Source organism: Shimia haliotis (genome assembly GCF_900114415.1).
Classification (GTDB): Bacteria; Pseudomonadota; Alphaproteobacteria; order Rhodobacterales; family Rhodobacteraceae; genus Shimia; species Shimia haliotis.
The window spans coordinates 279,725-298,713 of the sequence record NZ_FOSZ01000001.1 but is presented as its reverse complement, the minus strand read 5'-3'; the positions used below and the strand labels follow the sequence as shown (position 1 = coordinate 298,713).

Below are 18,989 nucleotides of genomic sequence, written 5' to 3'. Positions count from 1 at the left end.
TCGGCAGCCAAGAACGCGGTTTAAGCAGTACTTTTGAGCCGCTTTTAGAAACGGCATTTAGGTCAGGGAGACGTGAAAATAACTCCGCTAAAACATCCCCATCGCCAGCCCGGCCCCCAGTGCGGCGCCGAGTTCGCGGCAAGGTTTCAGATCTCTCTCCCGTAAGGATTTCGCAGCCAAAATCTGTTTCTCGGTCTGCGCTCGGGTGTTCACGATGATTGGCGGATGGACCTCTTTCAAGCGCCAGCCGGTCGCAATCCGTTCTACCTGCCGTACGGCACCGGACCCGTCCGATCCGGCGCAGATCATCTGCGCATACGGGCGGCCATTGAGCTGTCCAAGGACCGGATAGTAGCACCGGTCAAAGAACTCCTTCATCATGCCCGAGAGCGATGCCAAATTCTCTGGCGCAACAAAGAGATAGCCGCTCGCAGATAGCAAGTCCTCCGGCCGCGCTTCCTCGGCCGAAAGCATCACAACCGGCCCTTCGCCAGCCGCACCGTCATAGGCGGCCTGCGCCATCTGGCGGCTGCCGCCGGTGCGGGAATGCCACACGATCAAAAGGCTCATTTCAGCTGACTGTCCTTGCTGCCGCGCCGGTTGAAGCCCGCGCGGGCCTTGAATGCGCCGTCACGCTCCTGCTGGCAGTCGATGCAGAGCTTTACACCCGGACGCGCCAGACGCCGTGCCTCGGGAATTTCTTCCTCACATTCCGCGCAAAACCTCAGACTTTCGCCCACGGGCTGTTTTTGTGCTTTCATGCGGGCCAACTCGTCATTGATGCTGGCTTCGATCTGTTCGCTCACCGCGCCGTCGCGCGCCCAACCGCCTGCCATGGCGCTCCTCCTTGTGACAGGTTTCCAGCTAAGCACCATCGCACTCAGAACTCAATGTCCACCACGTTTTCCTTGATTTACCGCGCCGTACGCCTACCGTTTGGCACAACCAAAACGGGACAAGCAGGGACACACCATGAGAACTTTGGGCAAATGGATGGGGCGGCTTTTGCTGCTGTTGGTATTGGCGATGGCGGCCTTTTTCATTTTCGCACCGGGCTACGTTGAAAAATCGCGCAACGCGGTGGCAGACCATGATCCCTTTGTGGTCGGGCCCGAAGCCCAGAGCCTGCACGACAGCCTGATCGTCGGCGACTGGCATGCCGACACTTTGTTGTGGAAACGCGATCCGTTAAAGCGGGCAAGCCGCGGTCAGGTTGATCTGCCGCGCCTTCAGGATGGAAATGTCGCGGTACAGGTTTTCACTGCGGTCACAAAATCACCTGCGGGGCAGAACTACGAGGAAAACTCGGCCGACGCGCAGGACAACATCACCCTGCTGGCTATTGGGCAGCTTTGGCCTGTCGCCACATGGGAATCGCTTTATGAGCGGGCTTTGTTTCAGGCGCAGCGCCTGCATGACGCCGCAGCGGAATCTGACGGGCAGTTGCGGGTTGTCACCTCCCGCGCCGAGTTGGATCAATTGCTTGACGATCGTGCGGCGGGCCAGCAGGTGATCGGCGGCTTGTTAGGTGTGGAAGGCGCGCATCCGCTGGAAGGCGATTTTGACAAACTGCAAGGCCTGCAGGACGCGGGGTATCGCGTGATCGGGCTTCAGCACTTCTTTGACAATGCCTTGGGCGGGTCGCTCCACGGCTCTGGAAACAAGGGTTTGACGGACTTTGGCCGAGAGGTCGTGGCCGCCATTCAAGAGCGCAACCTCGTGCTTGATGTGGCCCATTCCAGCCCGCAAGTCGTGCGCGATGTGTTGGCGATGACCGACATGCCCTTCATTGTCAGCCACACCGGTATCCACTCAAATTGCCCTGTAAAACGCAATTTCCAAGACGATTTGATGCGCGAGATTGCGGCCACCGGCGGGGTGATCGGCATCGGGTACTGGGCCGATGTGACCTGTGATGACAGCCCGCTGGGCGTGGCCAAAACCATCCGTGCGGCGGTTGACGTGGTCGGCGAAGACCATGTGTCACTTGGCTCGGATTTCGACGGGTCGGTTGCCACGGGGTTTGACACGGCGGAACTGGCGGCGCTCACGCAGGCGCTGATGGCGCAGGATTTGACGGATGTGCAAATTCGCAAGGTCATGGGCGACAACATGATCCGCGTGCTGCGCGCACGGTTGAACTAGGCGAGGTGAGCGTCGGTTTAGACCGCCGCGAACACCTGATCCATCATGCTCTGGGTGCCCCGCGCGTCTTCGAGGGTCCACGCAAACGGCGTGCCCTCTCGCAAGGACCGGCCAAAGGCCTCGACCTGAGTCACATATTGGTTCACACGCGGAAACCGCTCGATTGTGACGGTGTTGTCGGGGCCGCTGATGCGGATTTCGGCCTGATCAAAGATGCCGGCATTGAAGGGACAAGTCAGGCTCATCACCGCCTTTTCGCCATGGAAATGCACCTCTTGCCGTGGGGCCATCCGGATCGAGGTGTAGGCCTGAAAGGTGAAGTCCTCAAAGGCAAAACCCATGTCTGCAAAAAGGTCGATCCCGTCACGTATCTCGGCACGGGCATAATCCAGCCGCACTGGGTTTTGTCCCGTGGCGTAGCGCGCGCCTCCCATCACATAAACGCCGATATCACGCAGCCCACCGCCACCTGCGGAGGCCTGATTGCGGATATTGCCAGCGTCATCGTTAAAAAAGGAAAACGCCGCGTTTACGTGGCGCAGAGTTCCGATCGCCCCGTCCGCCAACAGGGCTTTGGCGCGTTGCCATTGGGGATGATGCACGATCATAAAGGCTTCGGCACAAAGCAGGCCGGACGCGTTTCGCGCAGCGATCAACCGATCAATTTCCGCAACATCCATGCCCACCGGCTTTTCGCACAGGACCGCCTTGCCGGCGCTCAGCGCTTTGATGGACCACTCCACATGCATATGATTGGGCAGCGGAACGTACACCGCGTCGATTTCGGGATCCGCAAGAAGCGCCTCGTAGCTGTCATGCACCCGAATGTCAGGTGCAAACGACTGAAACGGAACGGCTTTCTCTGGGCTTGATGTCGCCAGAGCAGCCAGCGTCGCGTCTTTGGCGGCATGAATGGCCGGCCCCATTTTGTCCAAGGCAAAATTTGAGGCGCCAAGAATACCCCATCTGACTACATCCACAGTATGTCCCTACTCTGCGGCGAGCTTTTTGCCGCCCTTTACGTCATATCCCTGTGCCGCCATTCGCCGCACAACTTGGCGCGCGATCACTTTTTCACGGCGGCTCGCGTCCAGGCATTGCAGCCTGAAATACCAATACAGGTATTTGGCATAGACCCGCCCCCGTGGCTCCTGTTCCAGAAGAATAGCCAGTTTCTCCGGTGTTTTGGCGACATCCGCCACGTGATGAAAATCGGCCTGACCACACAGGATCACAGGTTTTCGGTGCAGATACGCCTCTATGCCAACGGCGGAGTTGATCGTCACAACCCGTTGGCATTGCGCCAGAATATCGTGGATGTTGCCGGTGGAGACATGCAAATCAGGATAGACCTTCTGCATCGCTTCAAGCCGGTCCCCGACCATCGGGTCGCTGTCTTTTGGGTGGGGTTTGACCACCACCGACCCGTCCCAGTTTTTCAGCACAGTTTCCAGCATGGTCCAGCGATCCATATAGGCGGATTCGCCGGTGACGCGGTGCTCTTCATCCTGAAAAAACACCGCAACCGCATCCTCGGGCATGGAGATGTGCTCTTGTGGCTGGGCATAGCGCGAAGTGCGCGCATCCACCAAGCGGCGGCGCAGCTTGCCAAAAAACTTGCGGGATTTCTCGGTATCAATCTGTCCCGCCCGAAACGTCATGTCCGACACAGAAGAGCGCGCTCGGATGCCCTGTGGATCTAGGTGCCAAAACGGATAAACATAGGCGATGGCCGCGTTCATCGCCCGCGCATGTGTCACCTCGCCATGGTTAAAGATGTGGAACCACGCGTCATCTTCGATTTGCTGGGCGGCTTTGGCGCGGTCCATGGGCTGCAAGCGCCATGCGACGCCGATTTCATCAAAACCGGCTGTCAGTTTTTGGTAAAAAGGCAGCATTGCCTCGCTGTCCGGTGCCAGCCAGCTTTCTGGCAGATGCAGCACAACACCCCGATCAGCCATGTCGTTTGCCCATAAAAAAGCCTCTCCCGTTCGCACGGAAGAGGTTAATGTGTTTGCTGCGTTTCGCCAAGAGCTTGCGCTTAGTGGGACGACAACATTCCTTTGGATGACGCCAATTCGCGCATCCGCTTTTGCAGTTTTTCAAAGGCGCGCACTTCAATCTGGCGAATGCGTTCGCGGCTGACGTCATACTGCCCGCTGAGATCTTCGAGCGTGACCACCTGATCTGCCAAGCGGCGCTGGGTCAGGATGTCTTTTTCACGGTCATTGAGCACAGTCATCGCTTCGGCAAGCAGTTCGCGTCGCGCATCAAGTTCGTCTTTGGCCTCATAGTCAGCGGCTTGATTGGCGTCTTCGTCCTCAAGCCAGTCCTGCCACTCCATTGTGCCTTCGCCCTCGGAGCCGACTTGCGCGTTCAACGACGCGTCGCCGCCCGACATACGCCGGTTCATCGACACAACTTCGTCCTCGGTCACACCAAGATCATTGGCGATACGCGCGACGTTTTCGGGGCGCAGATCGCCCTCCTCCAGCGCGCCGATGCGGGCCTTGGCCTTGCGCAGATTGAAAAACAGTTTCTTTTGCGCCGAGGTGGTGCCGAGTTTGACCATCGACCAGCTGCGCAGAACGTATTCCTGAATGCTGGCGCGAATCCACCACATCGCATAGGTCGCCAGACGGAACCCTTTTTCCGGATCAAACCGTTTGACCGCCTGCATCAAGCCCACGTTGGCTTCAGAAATCACCTCAGCTTGTGGCAATCCATAGCCGCGATAGCCCATGGCGATCTTGGCCGCGAGGCGAAGGTGGGACGTCACCATTTTATGAGCGGATTCAGCGTCTTGCTCCTCCACCCACCGTTTGGCGAGCATGTATTCTTCTTCAGGCTCAAGAAGGGGGAACTTGCGGATCTCCTGCATATAGCGGTTCAGGCCGCCTTCCGGTGTGGGTGCTGGCAGATTGGCGTAGTTGGCCATTATTGTTCTCCCTCCGTCGTCAATGTTTATATCGTTAACATCCATTTAGTGAGCGCTAACGGCTTTTCAATGCCCTCTCCGGCACTTTCTCTCCAAAAGATTAAGATTTTTTGCTGACAGGCACCACAGCGATTTCTGCGCCTTCACGCGCATGTGCTGTTTATTGCCGGTTCAGCCCGTTTTCACAGAAAGCGCGTTGATCAAGGCGGCCATGTCCTCCGGAATCGCCGCCTCAAACCGCAGAGTTTCACCACTGATCGGATGCTCAAACCCCAAAACCGCCGCATGAAGCGCCTGACGCGGGAAGGATTTGGCCGCCGCGATTCCATTGGCCCCGATGGCTTTTTCCGCCAGCTTGCGCCGCCCCCCATAGACCGGATCACCAATAAGCCCGTGGCCTGCATGGGCCATGTGCACGCGAATCTGGTGCGTGCGACCGGTTTCCAGCCAGCATTCCACAAGCGCGGCCACCGCAGGCGTGCCGAAGGGTTCGACAATCCGTACGCGTGTCACGGCGTGGCGGCCGCCCTCAAACAACACCGCCTGACGCTGTCTGTCGGTCTTGTGCCGCGCCAGATGGGTGGTGATTTTCATGATGTTGCCGGACTCAAAATTCACGCCCTTAACCCCGCGCAAACGCGGATCATTGGCGTCCGGCACACCATAACAAACCGCGCGATAGTAGCGCTCGACCGTATGAGCCGCGAATTGATCGGCCAACCCCTGATGCGCCGCATCCGATTTAGCAACGACCAACAAGCCACTGGTTTCCTTATCGATTCTGTGAACGATGCCGGGGCGCTTCATGCCACCGACACCGGACAGCGTGTCGCCGCAATGATGCAGAAGCGCATTGACTAGCGTGCCGTTCGGCGTACCCGGTGCGGGGTGAACCACCATGCCCGCAGGTTTGTTGATCACGATCAGATCGTCATCTTCCCAGATCACATCAAGCGGAATGTCTTCGGGCCCGATATGGCTTTCTTCGGCCTGCGGCACCGCAATTTCCACCTCTGCGCCCTCGGCGATCTTGGCTTTGGGATCAGACACAACCACCCCGTTCACCTTGACCGCACCTTCGGCGAGCAATTTTGCCAATCGGGTGCGCGACAGCGCGGCCTCCACTGGCACATTGAGCGAAAGCGCCTTATCAAGACGCTTGGGCGGATTTTCCGCGATCACAAAAGTAACAAGGGCTTCAGCCATGACAGATGCTCCGGACCCGATTGAACCCGCCAACCTCAAGTTCTTGCGGCTGCTGGTCACAGGTTTGACGACGGTGATGATTGTCGGGCTTGTAACGGTGGTTGCGCTGATTGTCATGCGCTTCCGTGATGACGGCCCGATCTTGCCGGAAGAGATCGTTTTGCCCGATGGCGTCGCGGTGCAGGCCGTGACCACGGGCGATGGCTGGTATGCGCTTGTGACCAAAGACGACCGCATCCTGATTTATGACCGCATCACCGGCGCGCTGCGTCAGGAAGTGGTGCTGGACTGAGGTCTTTGCAGCGGCGTTGCCCCTCTCCCTGCGGGCTAACCCCAAGGTATTTGGGCCAGAAAGACGCGATCAAGCCTCACAAAGCCAGTGTCTCATCCTCGCTGAAGGTGGCGCGGAAAACCGGCACAGGCGCGGCGTAGCCCTTGAGGCGCACCGCGGGACGAGCCTCAAGATCAATGCCAACATCAACCAAATCAGTTGTGTCGCTGTCCACCAGCACCTCCCACGGGCCTGCCTTAGAACAGAGCCGTGCTGCGAGGTTCACCGTTGAGCCAAGCACCGTGTAATCCATGCGGTCACGCGCGCCCATGGCGCCAAGGACGACAGCGCCCGAGGCGACGCCAATACCAACCGCCAGTTCACGGCCGGTCTGCGCGCCAAAACTTTCGGCCAGAGCGTCTTTGATTTCCACACCACAGCGCACAGCGCGGTCCTCTTTGTCTTCGCCCACGAACATCGCCATAAGCTCATCCCCGACAAATTTGTCGATGTCGCCGCCGTGGCGTTCGACAATGGCGGACTGGATTTCAAAGTACCGGTTGAGCACCTCGATCACCTCTTCGGGCGTAACCGTCTCCGAAAAAGCGGTGTAGCCTCGGATGTCAGAGAACAGCATGGTGACGTCGCGCCGCTCACCGCCGCGCCGCATGCCTTCGCCGTCACGCGCCTGAATGGCGCTCATGGTCTCGTGGCTCACAAATTTCATCAACTCCATGCGTTCGCTAAGCTGGCCGGCCATGACATTGATCCGCCCTGCAAGATCGCCGATTTCGTCGCGACTGCGGACCTTTTCCACCCGCGCGCCATAGTTGCCCTCGCCGATGGCATCTGCCACGCGGCCGATTTTCAGGATCGGACCGGTCAGGCCTTTGGAGAAAATCAGCGCCGCCACAGAGGCCGCCGCAAAGCCCAATGCGCCAACCATCACGATGCGGCGCATCATCTCGGCGACCACCGCATAGGCGCTTTCTTCGCTCAGTTCGGTGATCACCGCCCAGGGAAACCAGTCCGGAAAGGCATAGGCCGCCAACATTTCAGTGCCGTCAGGGCGCGTGTAGGCCTGCAAGGCATCGGCGCGCGCACCGGCGACGATCAGAGGCATGGCTGCGGCGACAATTGCGCGCCGATTGATCACCTCGGGCGTGTCCACAAGAGCCGTGCGGCCGGCGTGATCGACAATGGTGATTTCTCCGCGCTGGTTGAACGGGTGGCGCGACACAGTGCGACGCAGGGAGCCAAGGTTGATGCGCGCGGCCAAGGTCAGCTCGCGACCGGCGATCGTGCTTTCCATCGGCAACGCCAAAGTGGCCAGCCAGTCACCGGTTTCCGGGATCTGCTGAATGAGCGGACGCCCGAATTGTCCGGTGCCTTTGATGTTGGCAATCAACTCGGGGCTGGCGGTCAGGGCCGACAGCGGGTCCACCCCAGCAGCCATCAAAGCGTCGCCAAATTGCTGATCGCTGACGAGTACGGGAATGTCAGACCCTGCCACGCTCAATTGCAGAGCCACCACGTCTTCGAGTTGCTCCATGCCCTGTGTCAGCAGCGACACCTTTTGCGCCACGTCCAGTTCCGGATTATCGACCCCCGAGCGGATCACCATCAGCGGCGCCAGCCAGCGGCCCTGATACATGCTGTCAAACTCGCTGCGGACCTGTGCTGCGACGCCGGTAAGATCCTCGTTCACAGCGCTCTTGAGCTCGTCGCGGGCGATCCGAACCAGATTTTCACCAACCAGCGCCAAAGGCACCACCGCCACCAGCGCCGCAAAGAGGAAAAACTTGAGCGGCAGAGGGAAGCGCATCAGTTGTTGCCTTCGCGCGCGGTCGCTGTGACGCGGGCGGTGTCGGTGGTCACGCCACAGGCAAGACCGCTGGTGTCGCGGGCAGTGACGGTCACGGTAAATGCGCCTGCGCTTGCGTAGCGGTGCCGCGCCACGGCCCCGTTGACGCCGGTGCCATCGCCAAAGTCCCATGTGACCAACACACCCTGCCCGTCCGGATCGCTGGCCTCGCTCGCATCAAAGCGCAACACGTCATGGGCTGCGCCAACGGGTGTGCTACGGTCTGCGCCCGCATCCACCACGGGCGGTGTATTGACCAGCACCCGTGCGGTATCCAGACCAGTGTTGCAGGTTGCGCCACTGTCGTCGACCACGCTGAGGGTCACATCCACAGGGCCCGAGCTGTCAAAGCTGCGCTTAACCTCGGCTCCGCGCAGATCCACGCCGTCAGAAAACGACCAAAGCACATCCGTCACGACGCCATCCGCATCATAAGCACCGGCGCGAAAGGCAATCTCCTCGCCCGGGCAGACCACACGGTCAGGTCCGGCATCTGCGACGGGCACGGCGTTCACGCGGGCGTAGACCTCTTCGCGGTGGGTCGAATTTGCCAGCCCACGGCCATCGTCGGTTGAGACTGCCACCGGATAAAGCCCCGGACGTGCAAAACTATGCGCGACGCTGGGCCCATTGGCAGTCTCTCCATCGCCAAAGGCCCAGACTACATCCACCCCTTCGGCTGCGTTGACTTGCCACTCGCGTGGTGTGTCTACGCAAAGCGCGGGCGGCGTTTGCAGCCCGGCGATCGGCACGGGATTCACGGCGATCTGGCGGCTGGTGGTGGTTTCGGAATTGGCCACTCCGGCGTCGTCGGTTACGGTCAGCGTGACATCATAGGTGCCGGCCTTCTGATAGCGGTGATGTCCGGCGACGCCTGTTGAGGTTGTGCCATCCCCGAAGTCCCAGAGGTGGCGGGTGATCACCCCGTCCTGATCCAGCGACATGCTGGCGTCAAAGCTGACCAATGCACCAACGGCTGCTGTGTCCGGCCCGTCGATCACCGGCTCAGGCGCGGCGTTCACTGTGATCTTGTGTTGGCTGACCAATTCGCCGCAATCCTGCGTGCCGCCCGCAAGCGTTGTGGTCAGTGTGACAAGGTACTCTCCGGGCTGGGCAAATGCATAGCTCACGTCCTGACCTGTGGCCTCGCCCCCGTCCGAGAAACGCCAGTCAAACGAGACTGGATCTCCGGTGCCCGCTTCCTCACCCAATTGCGCGACGAAGGACACGCTGTCCCCGACCGGCGCGCGCTCAACTGCGAGGATGTCCTGCGATTTGGCGGGCAGAACTTCGACGGTCACGGTGTCGGTATCAAGCGGGCTGCATTGCCCGACCGCATCGCCGGTGATGGTCAGCGTCACCGAATACGTGCCCGCCCGTTCAAAGCTTTTGATCGGGGTCGCGCCACTGGCCCGGCTGCCATCACCAAAGGTCCACTCAAAGGCGTTCACCGATCCATCCTTGTCAGTCGACGCGCTGCCGTCCATGCGCACCTCCTGATTGACGCAGACTGTTCTGTCAGCCCCCGCATCTGCAATCGGGCCTTCCTGAACAATCACCGCGATCCTGTCTCGGTCGATGCCGCGTTGCGACCCGCTTTCATCCGCCACCGAAAGCGTTACCGGATAAGTTCCGGGTCTTTCGTAAGTGTGTGTCGGGTTGATGATGTCACTTTGCCTGCCATCGCCGAAATCCCATGAGTACCGCAACAGGTCGCCATCAGCGTCGGTGCTGCCGGAGGCGTCAAACAGGATCGACTCTCCCGAACAGACATCGCGGTTGCCGCCGGCATCAGCCACGGGTTTTGCGTTGATGATCACAGTTGTGGCGTCAATGTCGCTGGCGTTGGAAAGGCCCGACCCGTCGTCCACCTTCAGCGTCACAGGAAAGCGGCCCGCGCGCGGAAAAACATGCGCGATTTCACGGCCAAAGACCGGCTCCGAGCCGTCGCCAAGATCCCACATGTAAACGAGATTATCGCCATCCGCATCGCCTGAGCCCCCCGCATCCAGCGTCACCAACAAGCGGTCGGTGTCGATTGCGGGTCCCGCCTCGGCCTCGGGGCGGTGGTTCACATGGATCACAACACTGTCTTGCGCTGTGGAATTCGCCACCCCTGCATCATCACGGACCACAAGGCGGGCATTGTAAACGCCTGCGGTCGGCCACGCGCGTTCTACTGCTGCCGCCTCAAGCGGCGTCTGCAAATCGTCAAACTCCCAGCTGAATCCGGTCAGCTGTCCGTCGCGGTCAAACGAGCCCTTGGCATCAAACATCACGCTTTCATCCGGTGCGATACGGATGTCCGGTCCGGCCTTGGCCACGGGCTGATCGTTAACGGTGATCAGAACCTCGCTTTCATCCTGTGCCCCGCCACCTGCGAAATCATCGGTCACAGTCAGACGCACGCGATACAACCCTGCGGTCGGGAAACTGTGCTCGGTCCGAACGCCGGATTTTGAACCGCCATCCGCAAAGGTCCAAAGGTGCTCCGTCACCCGCCCGTCAGGGTCGACCGACGCGCCAGCATCCAAAACAAAGACCTCATCAGGTGCCACGGTCAAAGCAGGCCCCGCATCCGCAATCGGCGCGGCATTCACCACCACGCGCATTGTATCTCGGTGGGTGGATTGCGGCGCGCCACTGTCGTCCTTGACCGTCAGCGCCACCTCATAAGTGCCTGACCGTGCAAAGGCATGCACCGGGCGCGGCCCCTGACCTGTTGCGCCATCTCCGAAGTCCCAGAGATAGTGCGAAATCTCACCGTCTATGTCGCGCGACGCGGATCCGTCAAATTGCACTTCCGACGCGGTCACAAGCTGATCGGGGCCCGCATTGGCGACGGGACGGGTGTTGACGATCACCTCATAGGCGATCTGTTGTGTTGCGCTTGTGGTGCCGGAATTGTCGGTCACGCTCAGCACCACGCGGTAAACGCCGGGCTTGGCCCAAGCATATTGCGCCAAAGACCCTTCGCCGATCGAGCCGTCACCAAAATCCCAGAGGTGGCTGAGGATCACGCCATCCATGTCCGTTGATTTGCTGCCATCCAGCACAACCGCCTCTCCCACCGCGACGGGCTCGGACGGGCCTTCGATCACCGGTTGCGGCGGCGCATTCACGCGGATTGTCAGGCGATCGTGCGAGGTCGCGTTGCTGACGCCACTGTCATCGGTCACCGACAAGGCAACCGTGTAAACGCCCGGCTCGGTATAAACATGGGTGACACGCGCGCCCGTCAGCGTGTTGCCATCCCCCATATCCCAGACATGCGCGCCAATGGTGCCATCCACGTCATAGCTTGCCGCGCCGTCCAGCGTCACGGCTCGGCCGACGATGGTGCTTTGATCCGTTCCGGCTTCCGCCACCGGTGCAGAGTTCACTGTGACCAGTCGCGTCGCAACGCCAAAATTGCAGGGGTGGCTGCTGGTGTCGGACACCCGCAAAACCGACCGGTAGGAACCGGCCTGTCCATAAACGTGGTCTGCGGTCATGCCTTCCACTGCCACGCCGTCGCCAAAGCTCCAGAAATAGCGGCTGATCGGGCTGTCGCTGGCCACGGAATTTGCCCCGTCAAAGGCCACCACATCCCCAGGCGCCACGGTGATGTCCTCCCCTGCCACCGCAACTGGCGCATTGCGGATATGGACCGGCACGGAGGCTTCCCATCCGCGGGCCGCGCGTGTCCCAGGCAGCAAAACCCGAAGGCGGGCATCAAATTTTCCGGCCGTGGCATAGCTGTAGGCGCTGACGGGTTCATCGCCGCTGGCCCCGTCGCCATAATCCCACATATAGGCGAGCAACGGGTCCGCGCCGTCATAGCTGCCATCAAAGGCGACGGACCGGCAATCGGCCAGTTCTCGTGCCTGCGGCAACGCCTCGGGGCGCTCGGGTTGCGGCGCCTGTCGGGGCGGCATCAGGATCGGCAGCGCCTGTCCGGTCTGATCAAACACCGACAGAGTGACGTCATTTGGGGTCTCAAACCCACCCCGCAGGGTGATCGCAAGCAAGTCTTCGTCAGGAGACACTTGCTCGGAGACCCAGAGATTTTGGCCCGAGGCTTGCAACCTGATGTCCGAATACATGCGGTTCAGACGCAAATCCCCCGCAGCGCCATCAAAGTTTTGCACCGACAGTGGCCCGCTCGACGGGTTGCGTAGCTCCACGCGGGTGCCAACGGTGCCGCCGGGCCAGCGGATCGTCGGCTGGAAGGCCTCCATTTCCAGCCCACTGGGCCGTCGGTGCACATCGCGCGCAAGGCTTACATCAACGTTAAACCCGTTACCGTCATTGCCGTCCGCGCCAATCACATCAATTCGAAACCAAGCCCGATCGCCAATGATCTCGCCCTGTCTCGCCCGCACCGAGCCCAGAGACACCCAGTGACCGTCGGTTTTGCTATCGGTGCCAAAAACCTCTTCGCGCAGGACGTCTCCGGGACGCTCCGCCAACACCTCGGCGCGCTTTGCTTTTTGTGGACGTGCGCCGGTTTTGACTGGCTCGGGTCGCGGGGGGCCTGTGCGTGATCCATCGCCGCCGACCACGCGGTAAATCGTTTGGCTGGCACCATAGCGCCCATAGCGGAAATCATGATCGCCGCTCATCTCCGGATCAAAAATCCGGACATAAACTCTGTCTCTCAAATCTTTGGGAATGCTAAAAAATATCTGCTCTTTATGATCGATATCCCCCTCACGGGTCGGTGCCAAAATGCCATAGACAACGAGCAATCCCTGGTCCGCAGGCGGCGCGGTGTCCTGTGCTTTTGCCGGCAAAGAAGCCACCGCCAGTCCAAGCATTACCGCCCATCTTAAAGCGTGCTTTTTCATTGTCACCATCCCCACACTTGCCCCTTTCAACGGAAGGCCTCGTTGCCGGCGTAATCCAGCACAACCACCTCGATCAGACGCATGTCTCCAGCCGTGGCCGGCAGATTTGCGCGGCACAGCCCTGCACGGTTGTCACACCGCATGTATCCCTCAAATTCCCGATCACCGACCTCAACCAGATATGGCGCCGCCTGACGCAACCCGCCCGCGTCTGACGCCGTCACAATCAACTCAATCGGGCCGTCCTCACCCTCTGGGCGCAGCAACTCGGCCTGCTCAATGTTGGGCGCCTCAAGGTCAAACAAGGTCTCGATCGCCAAAACACCGACATTCCCAGCCGCATCTTCTGCTCTAAGCTCAAAGCTGTTGCGCCCTGGTAAGAGAGTCACTTGCGTCGCAAAGAAATCATCAAATAATTCAATATCCTGCCCATCGAGGCTCAGGTGAATCGCATCCCCGAAAACGCCGGTCAAATCCAACGTCGAGTCCGACGTGGCGCGCGGCGGCGGCACATCCAGAACGATCTGGGGCGCCTCATTGTCCAATGCTACAGAGAACGCCAAACTGCCCACAGGCGTGCCGCCCAGCGAAAGAACCTCGATGCGATAGGGCCGCACATCCGGCTCCGCGGGCACGGTCATGGCCAGCCGTCCTGACGCCCCGATGCGCGTACGGCCGATGTCGTTGCCGGCCTCGTCCCGCAACACCGCCTCTTGTCCGGTCTGTGCCGTGGTCGTTGCCGTAACAGTCATCTGATCCGTGCGGCTCACCAGAACATCACCCTGACGGGCGAGGCCGTCGTCAAGAGTCATCTCCACCTGCTCACGCGGCACATAGGTTACAATCCGACGCTTGGATGAGAGGTTTCCAGCCGCATCTTTCGCGACCAGCTCAACCGAGTTTTCTCCTGCCTTAAGAGATACTTGAGCAGCAAAGCTACCGTCGTTTGACACATCAATCCCTGCCCCGTTCAGGGTCAGGCTCACACCGGCCTCCGTGGCCCCAATAAATGTCAGCGTGGCAGTCTCCACCAAGGTCGCCTCGGCAGGTTCCAGCACCATCAGAAACGGCGCTGTATCGTCAATTCGCAAATCAAAAGCGCGGGTTTCGGACCATTTTCCAGGCAACCCCAATGTATCGAGCGCCGACACGCGCCAGTAGTGCAGCCCCGGCGTCAGCCCGTCGACGCGAAAGCCGACGTCCTTGACGCCCCATTCAGACGTGATCATGCGGTTGAACCCCGGATCGCCCGCAACCTCGAACCAATAGCCGCTGGCCTCAGGAAAATCCTGCCACGCCAAATCGACTCCGGTGCCAAAAACCTCTGCCTTATCTGGCGGCAACGACAACAGCGTGCGCTCCAACACCTCGGCCCGCGCGGCAACGCCGGCGTCGGTGATCACCACCCCCTCGTCCTGTCCGAGCGAGACTGTCGCCGCCCCGCTTTGAATGTCCAGAGCCGCCGTGTCGTAGTTCACGAACAAGGCGCTGTCGTCGGCCTTTTTGATCCAGAAATCCGCACTTTCGGTGGAGGTCTGGATGCCGGGAACATCGATTTCAAAGCTATCCTGATCGCTGAGTTGATTGAGCAGCGCATAAAAGTCACCGCTTTGTAGGCTGACTTTGGTCACTTCCTTGCCTGTCAACGGATCAGAGCGCATCCGCTGAATGGTCGCGTTGGAATTGGGGTTGAGCCGCAACCGGCTGAGATCGCGGAACGTCACCTGCGTGGTCGAATTGGTCAGCGTTCTGACACGCTCAAACTCGACCAGAATGTCATCAAGCGCGCGGTTCGACCACGCCGCCTCTGTCGGGTCGCGCCCCTCTACCCGCCCATGGATATCGGTGATCAGCGCCTCCGCCGCGCGATCGCGCTGAGCGACCGCGATTTCAAAGGCCTCAACCGCGTGAACCGTGCTTGAGTCGGCATACGTCACCACATCACGCCACTGTCCCTCGCCGCGACTTTCAACGGCGGTGTCACGGTCGGCAATTGCCGCTCCGATCTGGGAAGGCGCAAACAGGCGTGCGCCCTCTGCCGTGGCTTTCTGGATCGCCAGCAACGACATCGCCAGAGCTTCATCCGCAAGCGCCACCTGAACAACCGGCATTTGCAGCACATCACCCGGATTCAGCTCAGCCACCGACGCCATATCATTGATGCGCAAAACCGTCGGCCAAAGGTCAGGGTCTTTGAGGTGGCGGGCTGTGAAATCGCGCAGCGTGTCATCGCCGGAAAACGGCACCAAAGCGTAAGGCGCGGTCAGGGGGTCCACTTCGGCAGACAGACGAACGCTCCCACTGTTGCCGCCAAAGGCCAACAACAGGCACAACGCCCCCAATAGTCCGGCACGCATATTTCGAGTTTTTGTCGGGACGAACATGGCAGCCCCCAATGGATCGAAATGCGTAGTGCTAAAATAGTTAACGCAACAAAGGTCCCTGTTTTTAAGGCCCAACGCAAGGGTTTTGACCATTTGGTCGCATCTCTCACGGCGAAACCGGCGCAAATCCCCCGATTTTTCACCGTTTGTTTCGCATCTGGAAACAAACTTACCGCCCCTGCATTTTGACCCTTTGGCCCAGAGACAGCACGCTTCACTGGCGGGGAACCCTAAGCGCGTTCCGTTTTGCCGTTAGTGCTGCGGCAGACCGCATGCCTATTCTTGCAAGATCGCGCTTTCCCATTCGGTCAGAAACGCTTGGCGTTTGAGTTGATCGAGAAACACCAAAAGCCCAGGCCCGATGCGAATACGATTCAGCGCCGTCACCCGTGTATCAAGCGACAGGTCCGGATGCGTCAGCCGCGCCCCGCCACTGCCATGAGCCCGCCGCATCATGTGGTCCACAAACGTCCCAGCCATTTCAGGGCGGCTGGCCCCTTTTGGGATCAGAGCAGTGCGCAGCATCACCGTGGTGAAATCATCCGGAAGAACAATCGCAAACTCCTCGGCGTCCTCGCGGTTCACCACATAGCTGCCCAGCACATTATAGGCGATCAGCAACTCTCCCGTCTTTACAGCCTCAATCATGTCCGAGGAACAACAGTACAGCTTTGCGTCAAGGCTCCCGAGCACCTCGGTCAACCGCCAATAGGTTTCAGAGGCGCGGGTGTCCTGCGTGGCAAAAAGATACCCAAGCCCAGAGCCCCTCACATCATACGTGCCAATGCGGCCACGAAACCGCTCCGGAGACTGACGCAGCAAGGAAATCAAATCCTGCCGGTTTTGCGGGATGCTTTTTTCGTCAAACGCGCGTTTGGACACGACGATGGTCGCGGGCTCCTGAGTGAAGGCAAAAAGCATGTCGTTCCAGATCGCCCAATCCGGCAACGCCTCGGTAGCGTCCGATATGTGTCGCTGCGCGAGCCCGTCATTGGCCAGTTTTGTCTGCAAATCCATGGCGCTGGATATCGCCAGATCAAAGGCGTGATCACCGCTTTGAATGGCGGCCATGACCTCGGCAGAACTGGCAACGGTATAGTCGATCGCCACGTCGGGATTATCTTCAAGGAAAGAGACAATCATAGGCGCAAAAAACCGCGTATCCGCCGTGGACAGAAGGCGCAGTTCAACGGCGGCCGTTTCCGGTCCAAAGCGTTGATTGTCTTCAATCTCCAGCGCGGCCGCGAAACCGGCGCAGCAGATCAAACAGAGGGAAAGGACAAGGTTACGCATCCGCCGCCGCCTTTTGAGTTGGTGATCGAGATGGTTCCGCCGTGGGCCTCCACCACCTCTTTGACAATGGTCAGGCCAAGGCCTGAACCGACAATTCCCTGCGCGTTGTCGCCTCGCACAAAGCGATCCGTCAGCGCCGGCATGTCCTCGGCGGGAAACCCGGGGCCGGTGTCCTGAAAAACAACGCTCAGTTCCGCATCATCCGCGCGGCATTGCACCCGCACATCGCTGCCGGCGGGGGAGTATTTCAAGGCGTTGTCCAAAACATTGTGAAACGCGTTTTGCAGCAAAATCCGGTCCCCACGCAGCGTGCCTGCGGTAAGCCTGTCCAGATGCAAATCAATCTCCTTGAGATCCGCGATCGGGCGAAGACGTTCAACTGTGTCGGTGACAAGCTGCGCAAGCTCGATCTCTTCGCTCAATGGGTCATCCAGCCGGAACGTGACCATCGCATGATCCAGCAACTGCCCTGCGGTGCGCGAACTGTCATCAATGGCATGGATCATTTCCGACAAGGCGATCTGGGTTTCGTTGTCCTGACTGCGCCGCCCGATGATTTCGGCTTTGGTACGCACAATCGCAAGCGGGGTGCGCACGCGATGCGCGGCCTCGGCAATAAAGTCCTCAGAGCGCGTCAATGAGCGCTGCAGCCGTTCCATAAGCGAATTCAGCGATGCCACCAAAGGCACCATTTCCGACGGCACCGGAGCAGCAACGGGCCGCAAATCTTTTGGCCCCCGCCTCGACACCGACGCTGTCAAACGATCCAGAGGGCGAATGGCGGATTGCGCCACCACAACCGCCAAAAAGGCCGACAACACAAAGAACCCGAGCCCGATCACAAGGGCCGTCCGCGAAATGCGCGCCAACGTCTGTTTCTGTCCCGAAAGGGTCTGGGCGACCGAAACCTGCAAATAGCTTTGCCCCACATCCATCGAAACCGACCGCCGAACCGTCGCAATACGCACCTCTTCTCCCAGAAACTCTGTCGACACATAAGTCGGAGTTTCGGCCAGACGCTCTGCCGCGTCGGGCAACCCCTCATAGCCGCTCAAAAAACTATCCTGTAGCTGGATTTTGTAAAACACCCGTTCATCCGAGACACTGTCGAGCATCGACAACGCGGAGTAAGGGAAATCCACGCTGACCTGCCCGCCCGCCACGCGCGCGCTGTCGAGGATGGAGCGCGCAGAGGCCGCGAGAACGTTGTCCTGACTTTCCTGCGCCACCTGCCGCGCAACGGATTGCACGACAAAATAGACCACAACAGCCAACACGCCGGCGGCCACCATCAAAGACAGAAGCAACCTGCGCCGGATAGATCCTTGCTGGTTTGGCGCGTTCATCCGACCTCCAGCTTATAGCCCAGACCGCGCACTGTTGTGATCCTGACCGTGGACGGCAGCAGGTGACGCCGCAGTCGCGCGACATAGACCTCAATGGCGTTTTCCGAGCCCTCCTCGTCATAGCTGAACAGCCGATCCACAAGAGAGGCCTTGGAAAAAATCTGTCCGGGCGCGTGGATCAGCACCTCAAAAAGGCGCAGTTCCCGAGTGCGCAATTGCACCTCCTGCCCCGCGACTCGCACGACGCCGGCCCCCGAATCAAAATCAAGATCCCCGTAATGAATCAGGTTGCGCGCCTCTCCTCCCCGGCGCCTGAGCACCGCGCGACATCGCGCTTCAAGCTCGGAAAAGTCGATGGGTTTGACCATATAGTCATCCGCGCCCAAATCCAGAATGCCCACCCGATCCGACACCTCAGAGCGCGCGGTCAACACAATCACCGGCGTGCGTTCCTGCGCTGTCCGGTGTCGGCTCAAAAACTCGCGACCATCCCCGTCCGGCAACATAATATCCAACAAAATCAGATCATAAGACGTCGTTGCTACGTAATCCCAAGCGGTACCCAGATCGGCGGCATGGTCCACCACATGCCCGTCCAGCGACAGGCGGTCGACAACCGCCTTCGCCAAATCAACCGTATCCTCAATCAGCAGAAACCGCATTCCTCGGAGCCCTCCATCCACCCTTTCTCGCGCCGTGTCAGGCTCATGTCA

At 59.8% G+C, this 18,989-nt stretch carries 14 protein-coding genes; 2 read left to right on the top strand and 12 right to left on the bottom strand.

Annotated elements, in window-relative coordinates; translation table 11 throughout:
* Positions 1–87: 87 nt before the first annotated feature.
* Positions 88–570 carry a flavodoxin family protein gene (locus tag BM069_RS01430; protein ID WP_093319357.1) on the bottom strand — a complete coding sequence of 161 codons (483 nt, stop codon included), beginning with the start codon at positions 568–570 and terminating at the stop codon, positions 88–90.
* A complete protein-coding gene (locus BM069_RS01425) occupies positions 567–836 on the bottom strand; it encodes a DksA/TraR family C4-type zinc finger protein (RefSeq protein WP_093319355.1) in 270 nt (89 codons plus the stop codon). The genes BM069_RS01430 and BM069_RS01425 overlap by 4 nt, the downstream gene beginning before the upstream one ends.
* A gap of 136 nt (positions 837–972) precedes the next feature.
* Here BM069_RS01425 and BM069_RS01420 point away from each other — a divergent pair, with 136 nt between their 5' ends.
* On the top strand, positions 973–2,145 hold the full coding sequence (locus tag BM069_RS01420; protein ID WP_093319352.1) for a dipeptidase: 1,173 nt from the start codon (positions 973–975) through the stop codon (positions 2,143–2,145).
* 17 nt (positions 2,146–2,162) lie between these two features.
* On the opposite strand, the gene BM069_RS01415 is transcribed toward BM069_RS01420, so the two are convergent.
* The 4 genes from BM069_RS01415 to BM069_RS01400 all read right to left on the bottom strand — a co-directional run bounded on the left by BM069_RS01415 (position 2,163) and on the right by BM069_RS01400 (position 6,289).
* On the bottom strand, positions 2,163–3,125 hold the full coding sequence (locus BM069_RS01415; RefSeq protein ID WP_093319351.1) for a Gfo/Idh/MocA family protein: 963 nt from the start codon (positions 3,123–3,125) through the stop codon (positions 2,163–2,165).
* A 9-nt stretch (positions 3,126–3,134) separates the two neighbouring features.
* Positions 3,135–4,106 (bottom strand): capsular polysaccharide export protein, LipB/KpsS family, encoded by a 972-nt coding sequence (locus tag BM069_RS01410; RefSeq protein ID WP_093319348.1) that lies wholly within the window; start codon positions 4,104–4,106, stop codon positions 3,135–3,137.
* Between the two features lie 80 nt (positions 4,107–4,186).
* Entirely contained in the window at positions 4,187–5,083 is an 897-nt protein-coding gene (rpoH, locus tag BM069_RS01405) for an RNA polymerase sigma factor RpoH (RefSeq protein ID WP_093319346.1), read from the bottom strand.
* A gap of 171 nt (positions 5,084–5,254) precedes the next feature.
* Positions 5,255–6,289, bottom strand: a complete 1,035-nt coding sequence (locus BM069_RS01400; protein WP_093319343.1) for an RluA family pseudouridine synthase — start codon at positions 6,287–6,289, stop codon at positions 5,255–5,257.
* Here BM069_RS01400 and BM069_RS01395 point away from each other — a divergent pair.
* Positions 6,288–6,581 carry a DUF6476 family protein gene (locus tag BM069_RS01395; RefSeq protein WP_093319341.1) on the top strand — a complete coding sequence of 98 codons (294 nt, stop codon included), beginning with the start codon at positions 6,288–6,290 and terminating at the stop codon, positions 6,579–6,581. The two genes, BM069_RS01400 and BM069_RS01395, sit on opposite strands and share 2 nt — an antisense overlap.
* Before the next feature lie 76 nt (positions 6,582–6,657).
* On the opposite strand, the gene BM069_RS01390 is transcribed toward BM069_RS01395, so the two are convergent.
* From BM069_RS01390 to BM069_RS01365, 6 genes are all read right to left on the bottom strand, one after another.
* Positions 6,658–8,385 carry an adenylate/guanylate cyclase domain-containing protein gene (locus BM069_RS01390; protein ID WP_170846645.1) on the bottom strand — a complete coding sequence of 576 codons (1,728 nt, stop codon included), beginning with the start codon at positions 8,383–8,385 and terminating at the stop codon, positions 6,658–6,660.
* Complete coding sequence (locus BM069_RS01385) at positions 8,385–13,253, bottom strand: PKD domain-containing protein (protein WP_170846644.1); 4,869 nt, start codon at positions 13,251–13,253, stop codon at positions 8,385–8,387. The genes BM069_RS01390 and BM069_RS01385 overlap by 1 nt, the downstream gene beginning before the upstream one ends.
* A gap of 26 nt (positions 13,254–13,279) precedes the next feature.
* Positions 13,280–15,637 carry a FecR domain-containing protein gene (locus tag BM069_RS01380; protein WP_170846643.1) on the bottom strand — a complete coding sequence of 786 codons (2,358 nt, stop codon included), beginning with the start codon at positions 15,635–15,637 and terminating at the stop codon, positions 13,280–13,282.
* Between the two features lie 276 nt (positions 15,638–15,913).
* Positions 15,914–16,930 (bottom strand): ABC transporter substrate-binding protein, encoded by a 1,017-nt coding sequence (locus tag BM069_RS01375; protein WP_093319334.1) that lies wholly within the window; start codon positions 16,928–16,930, stop codon positions 15,914–15,916.
* A complete protein-coding gene (locus BM069_RS01370; RefSeq protein ID WP_170846642.1) occupies positions 16,900–18,276 on the bottom strand; it encodes a sensor histidine kinase in 1,377 nt (458 codons plus the stop codon). The genes BM069_RS01375 and BM069_RS01370 overlap by 31 nt, the downstream gene beginning before the upstream one ends.
* Positions 18,273–18,938 carry a response regulator transcription factor gene (locus tag BM069_RS01365; protein ID WP_093319332.1) on the bottom strand — a complete coding sequence of 222 codons (666 nt, stop codon included), beginning with the start codon at positions 18,936–18,938 and terminating at the stop codon, positions 18,273–18,275. Before BM069_RS01365 ends, BM069_RS01370 begins: the two co-directional genes overlap by 4 nt.
* Between the last annotated feature and the right edge of the window lie 51 nt (positions 18,939–18,989).

Excerpts from the sequence above, each read along its gene's own strand:
- BM069_RS01430 (WP_093319357.1), bottom strand. The coding sequence starts at position 570 with ATGAGCCTTTTGATCGTGTGGCATTCCCGCACCGGCGGCAGCCGCCAG.
- BM069_RS01425 (WP_093319355.1), bottom strand. The coding sequence starts at position 836 with ATGGCAGGCGGTTGGGCGCGCGACGGCGCGGTGAGCGAACAGATCGAA.
- BM069_RS01420 (WP_093319352.1), top strand. The coding sequence starts at position 973 with ATGAGAACTTTGGGCAAATGGATGGGGCGGCTTTTGCTGCTGTTGGTA.
- BM069_RS01410 (WP_093319348.1), bottom strand. The coding sequence starts at position 4,106 with ATGGCTGATCGGGGTGTTGTGCTGCATCTGCCAGAAAGCTGGCTGGCA.
- rpoH (WP_093319346.1), bottom strand. The coding sequence starts at position 5,083 with ATGGCCAACTACGCCAATCTGCCAGCACCCACACCGGAAGGCGGCCTG.
- BM069_RS01395 (WP_093319341.1), top strand. The coding sequence starts at position 6,288 with ATGACAGATGCTCCGGACCCGATTGAACCCGCCAACCTCAAGTTCTTG.
- BM069_RS01400 (WP_093319343.1), bottom strand. The coding sequence starts at position 6,289 with ATGGCTGAAGCCCTTGTTACTTTTGTGATCGCGGAAAATCCGCCCAAG.
- BM069_RS01390 (WP_170846645.1), bottom strand. The coding sequence starts at position 8,385 with ATGCGCTTCCCTCTGCCGCTCAAGTTTTTCCTCTTTGCGGCGCTGGTG.
- BM069_RS01385 (WP_170846644.1), bottom strand. The coding sequence starts at position 13,253 with ATGAAAAAGCACGCTTTAAGATGGGCGGTAATGCTTGGACTGGCGGTG.
- BM069_RS01380 (WP_170846643.1), bottom strand. The coding sequence starts at position 15,637 with ATGTTCGTCCCGACAAAAACTCGAAATATGCGTGCCGGACTATTGGGG.
- BM069_RS01375 (WP_093319334.1), bottom strand. The coding sequence starts at position 16,930 with ATGCGTAACCTTGTCCTTTCCCTCTGTTTGATCTGCTGCGCCGGTTTC.
- BM069_RS01370 (WP_170846642.1), bottom strand. The coding sequence starts at position 18,276 with ATGAACGCGCCAAACCAGCAAGGATCTATCCGGCGCAGGTTGCTTCTG.
- BM069_RS01365 (WP_093319332.1), bottom strand. The coding sequence starts at position 18,938 with ATGCGGTTTCTGCTGATTGAGGATACGGTTGATTTGGCGAAGGCGGTT.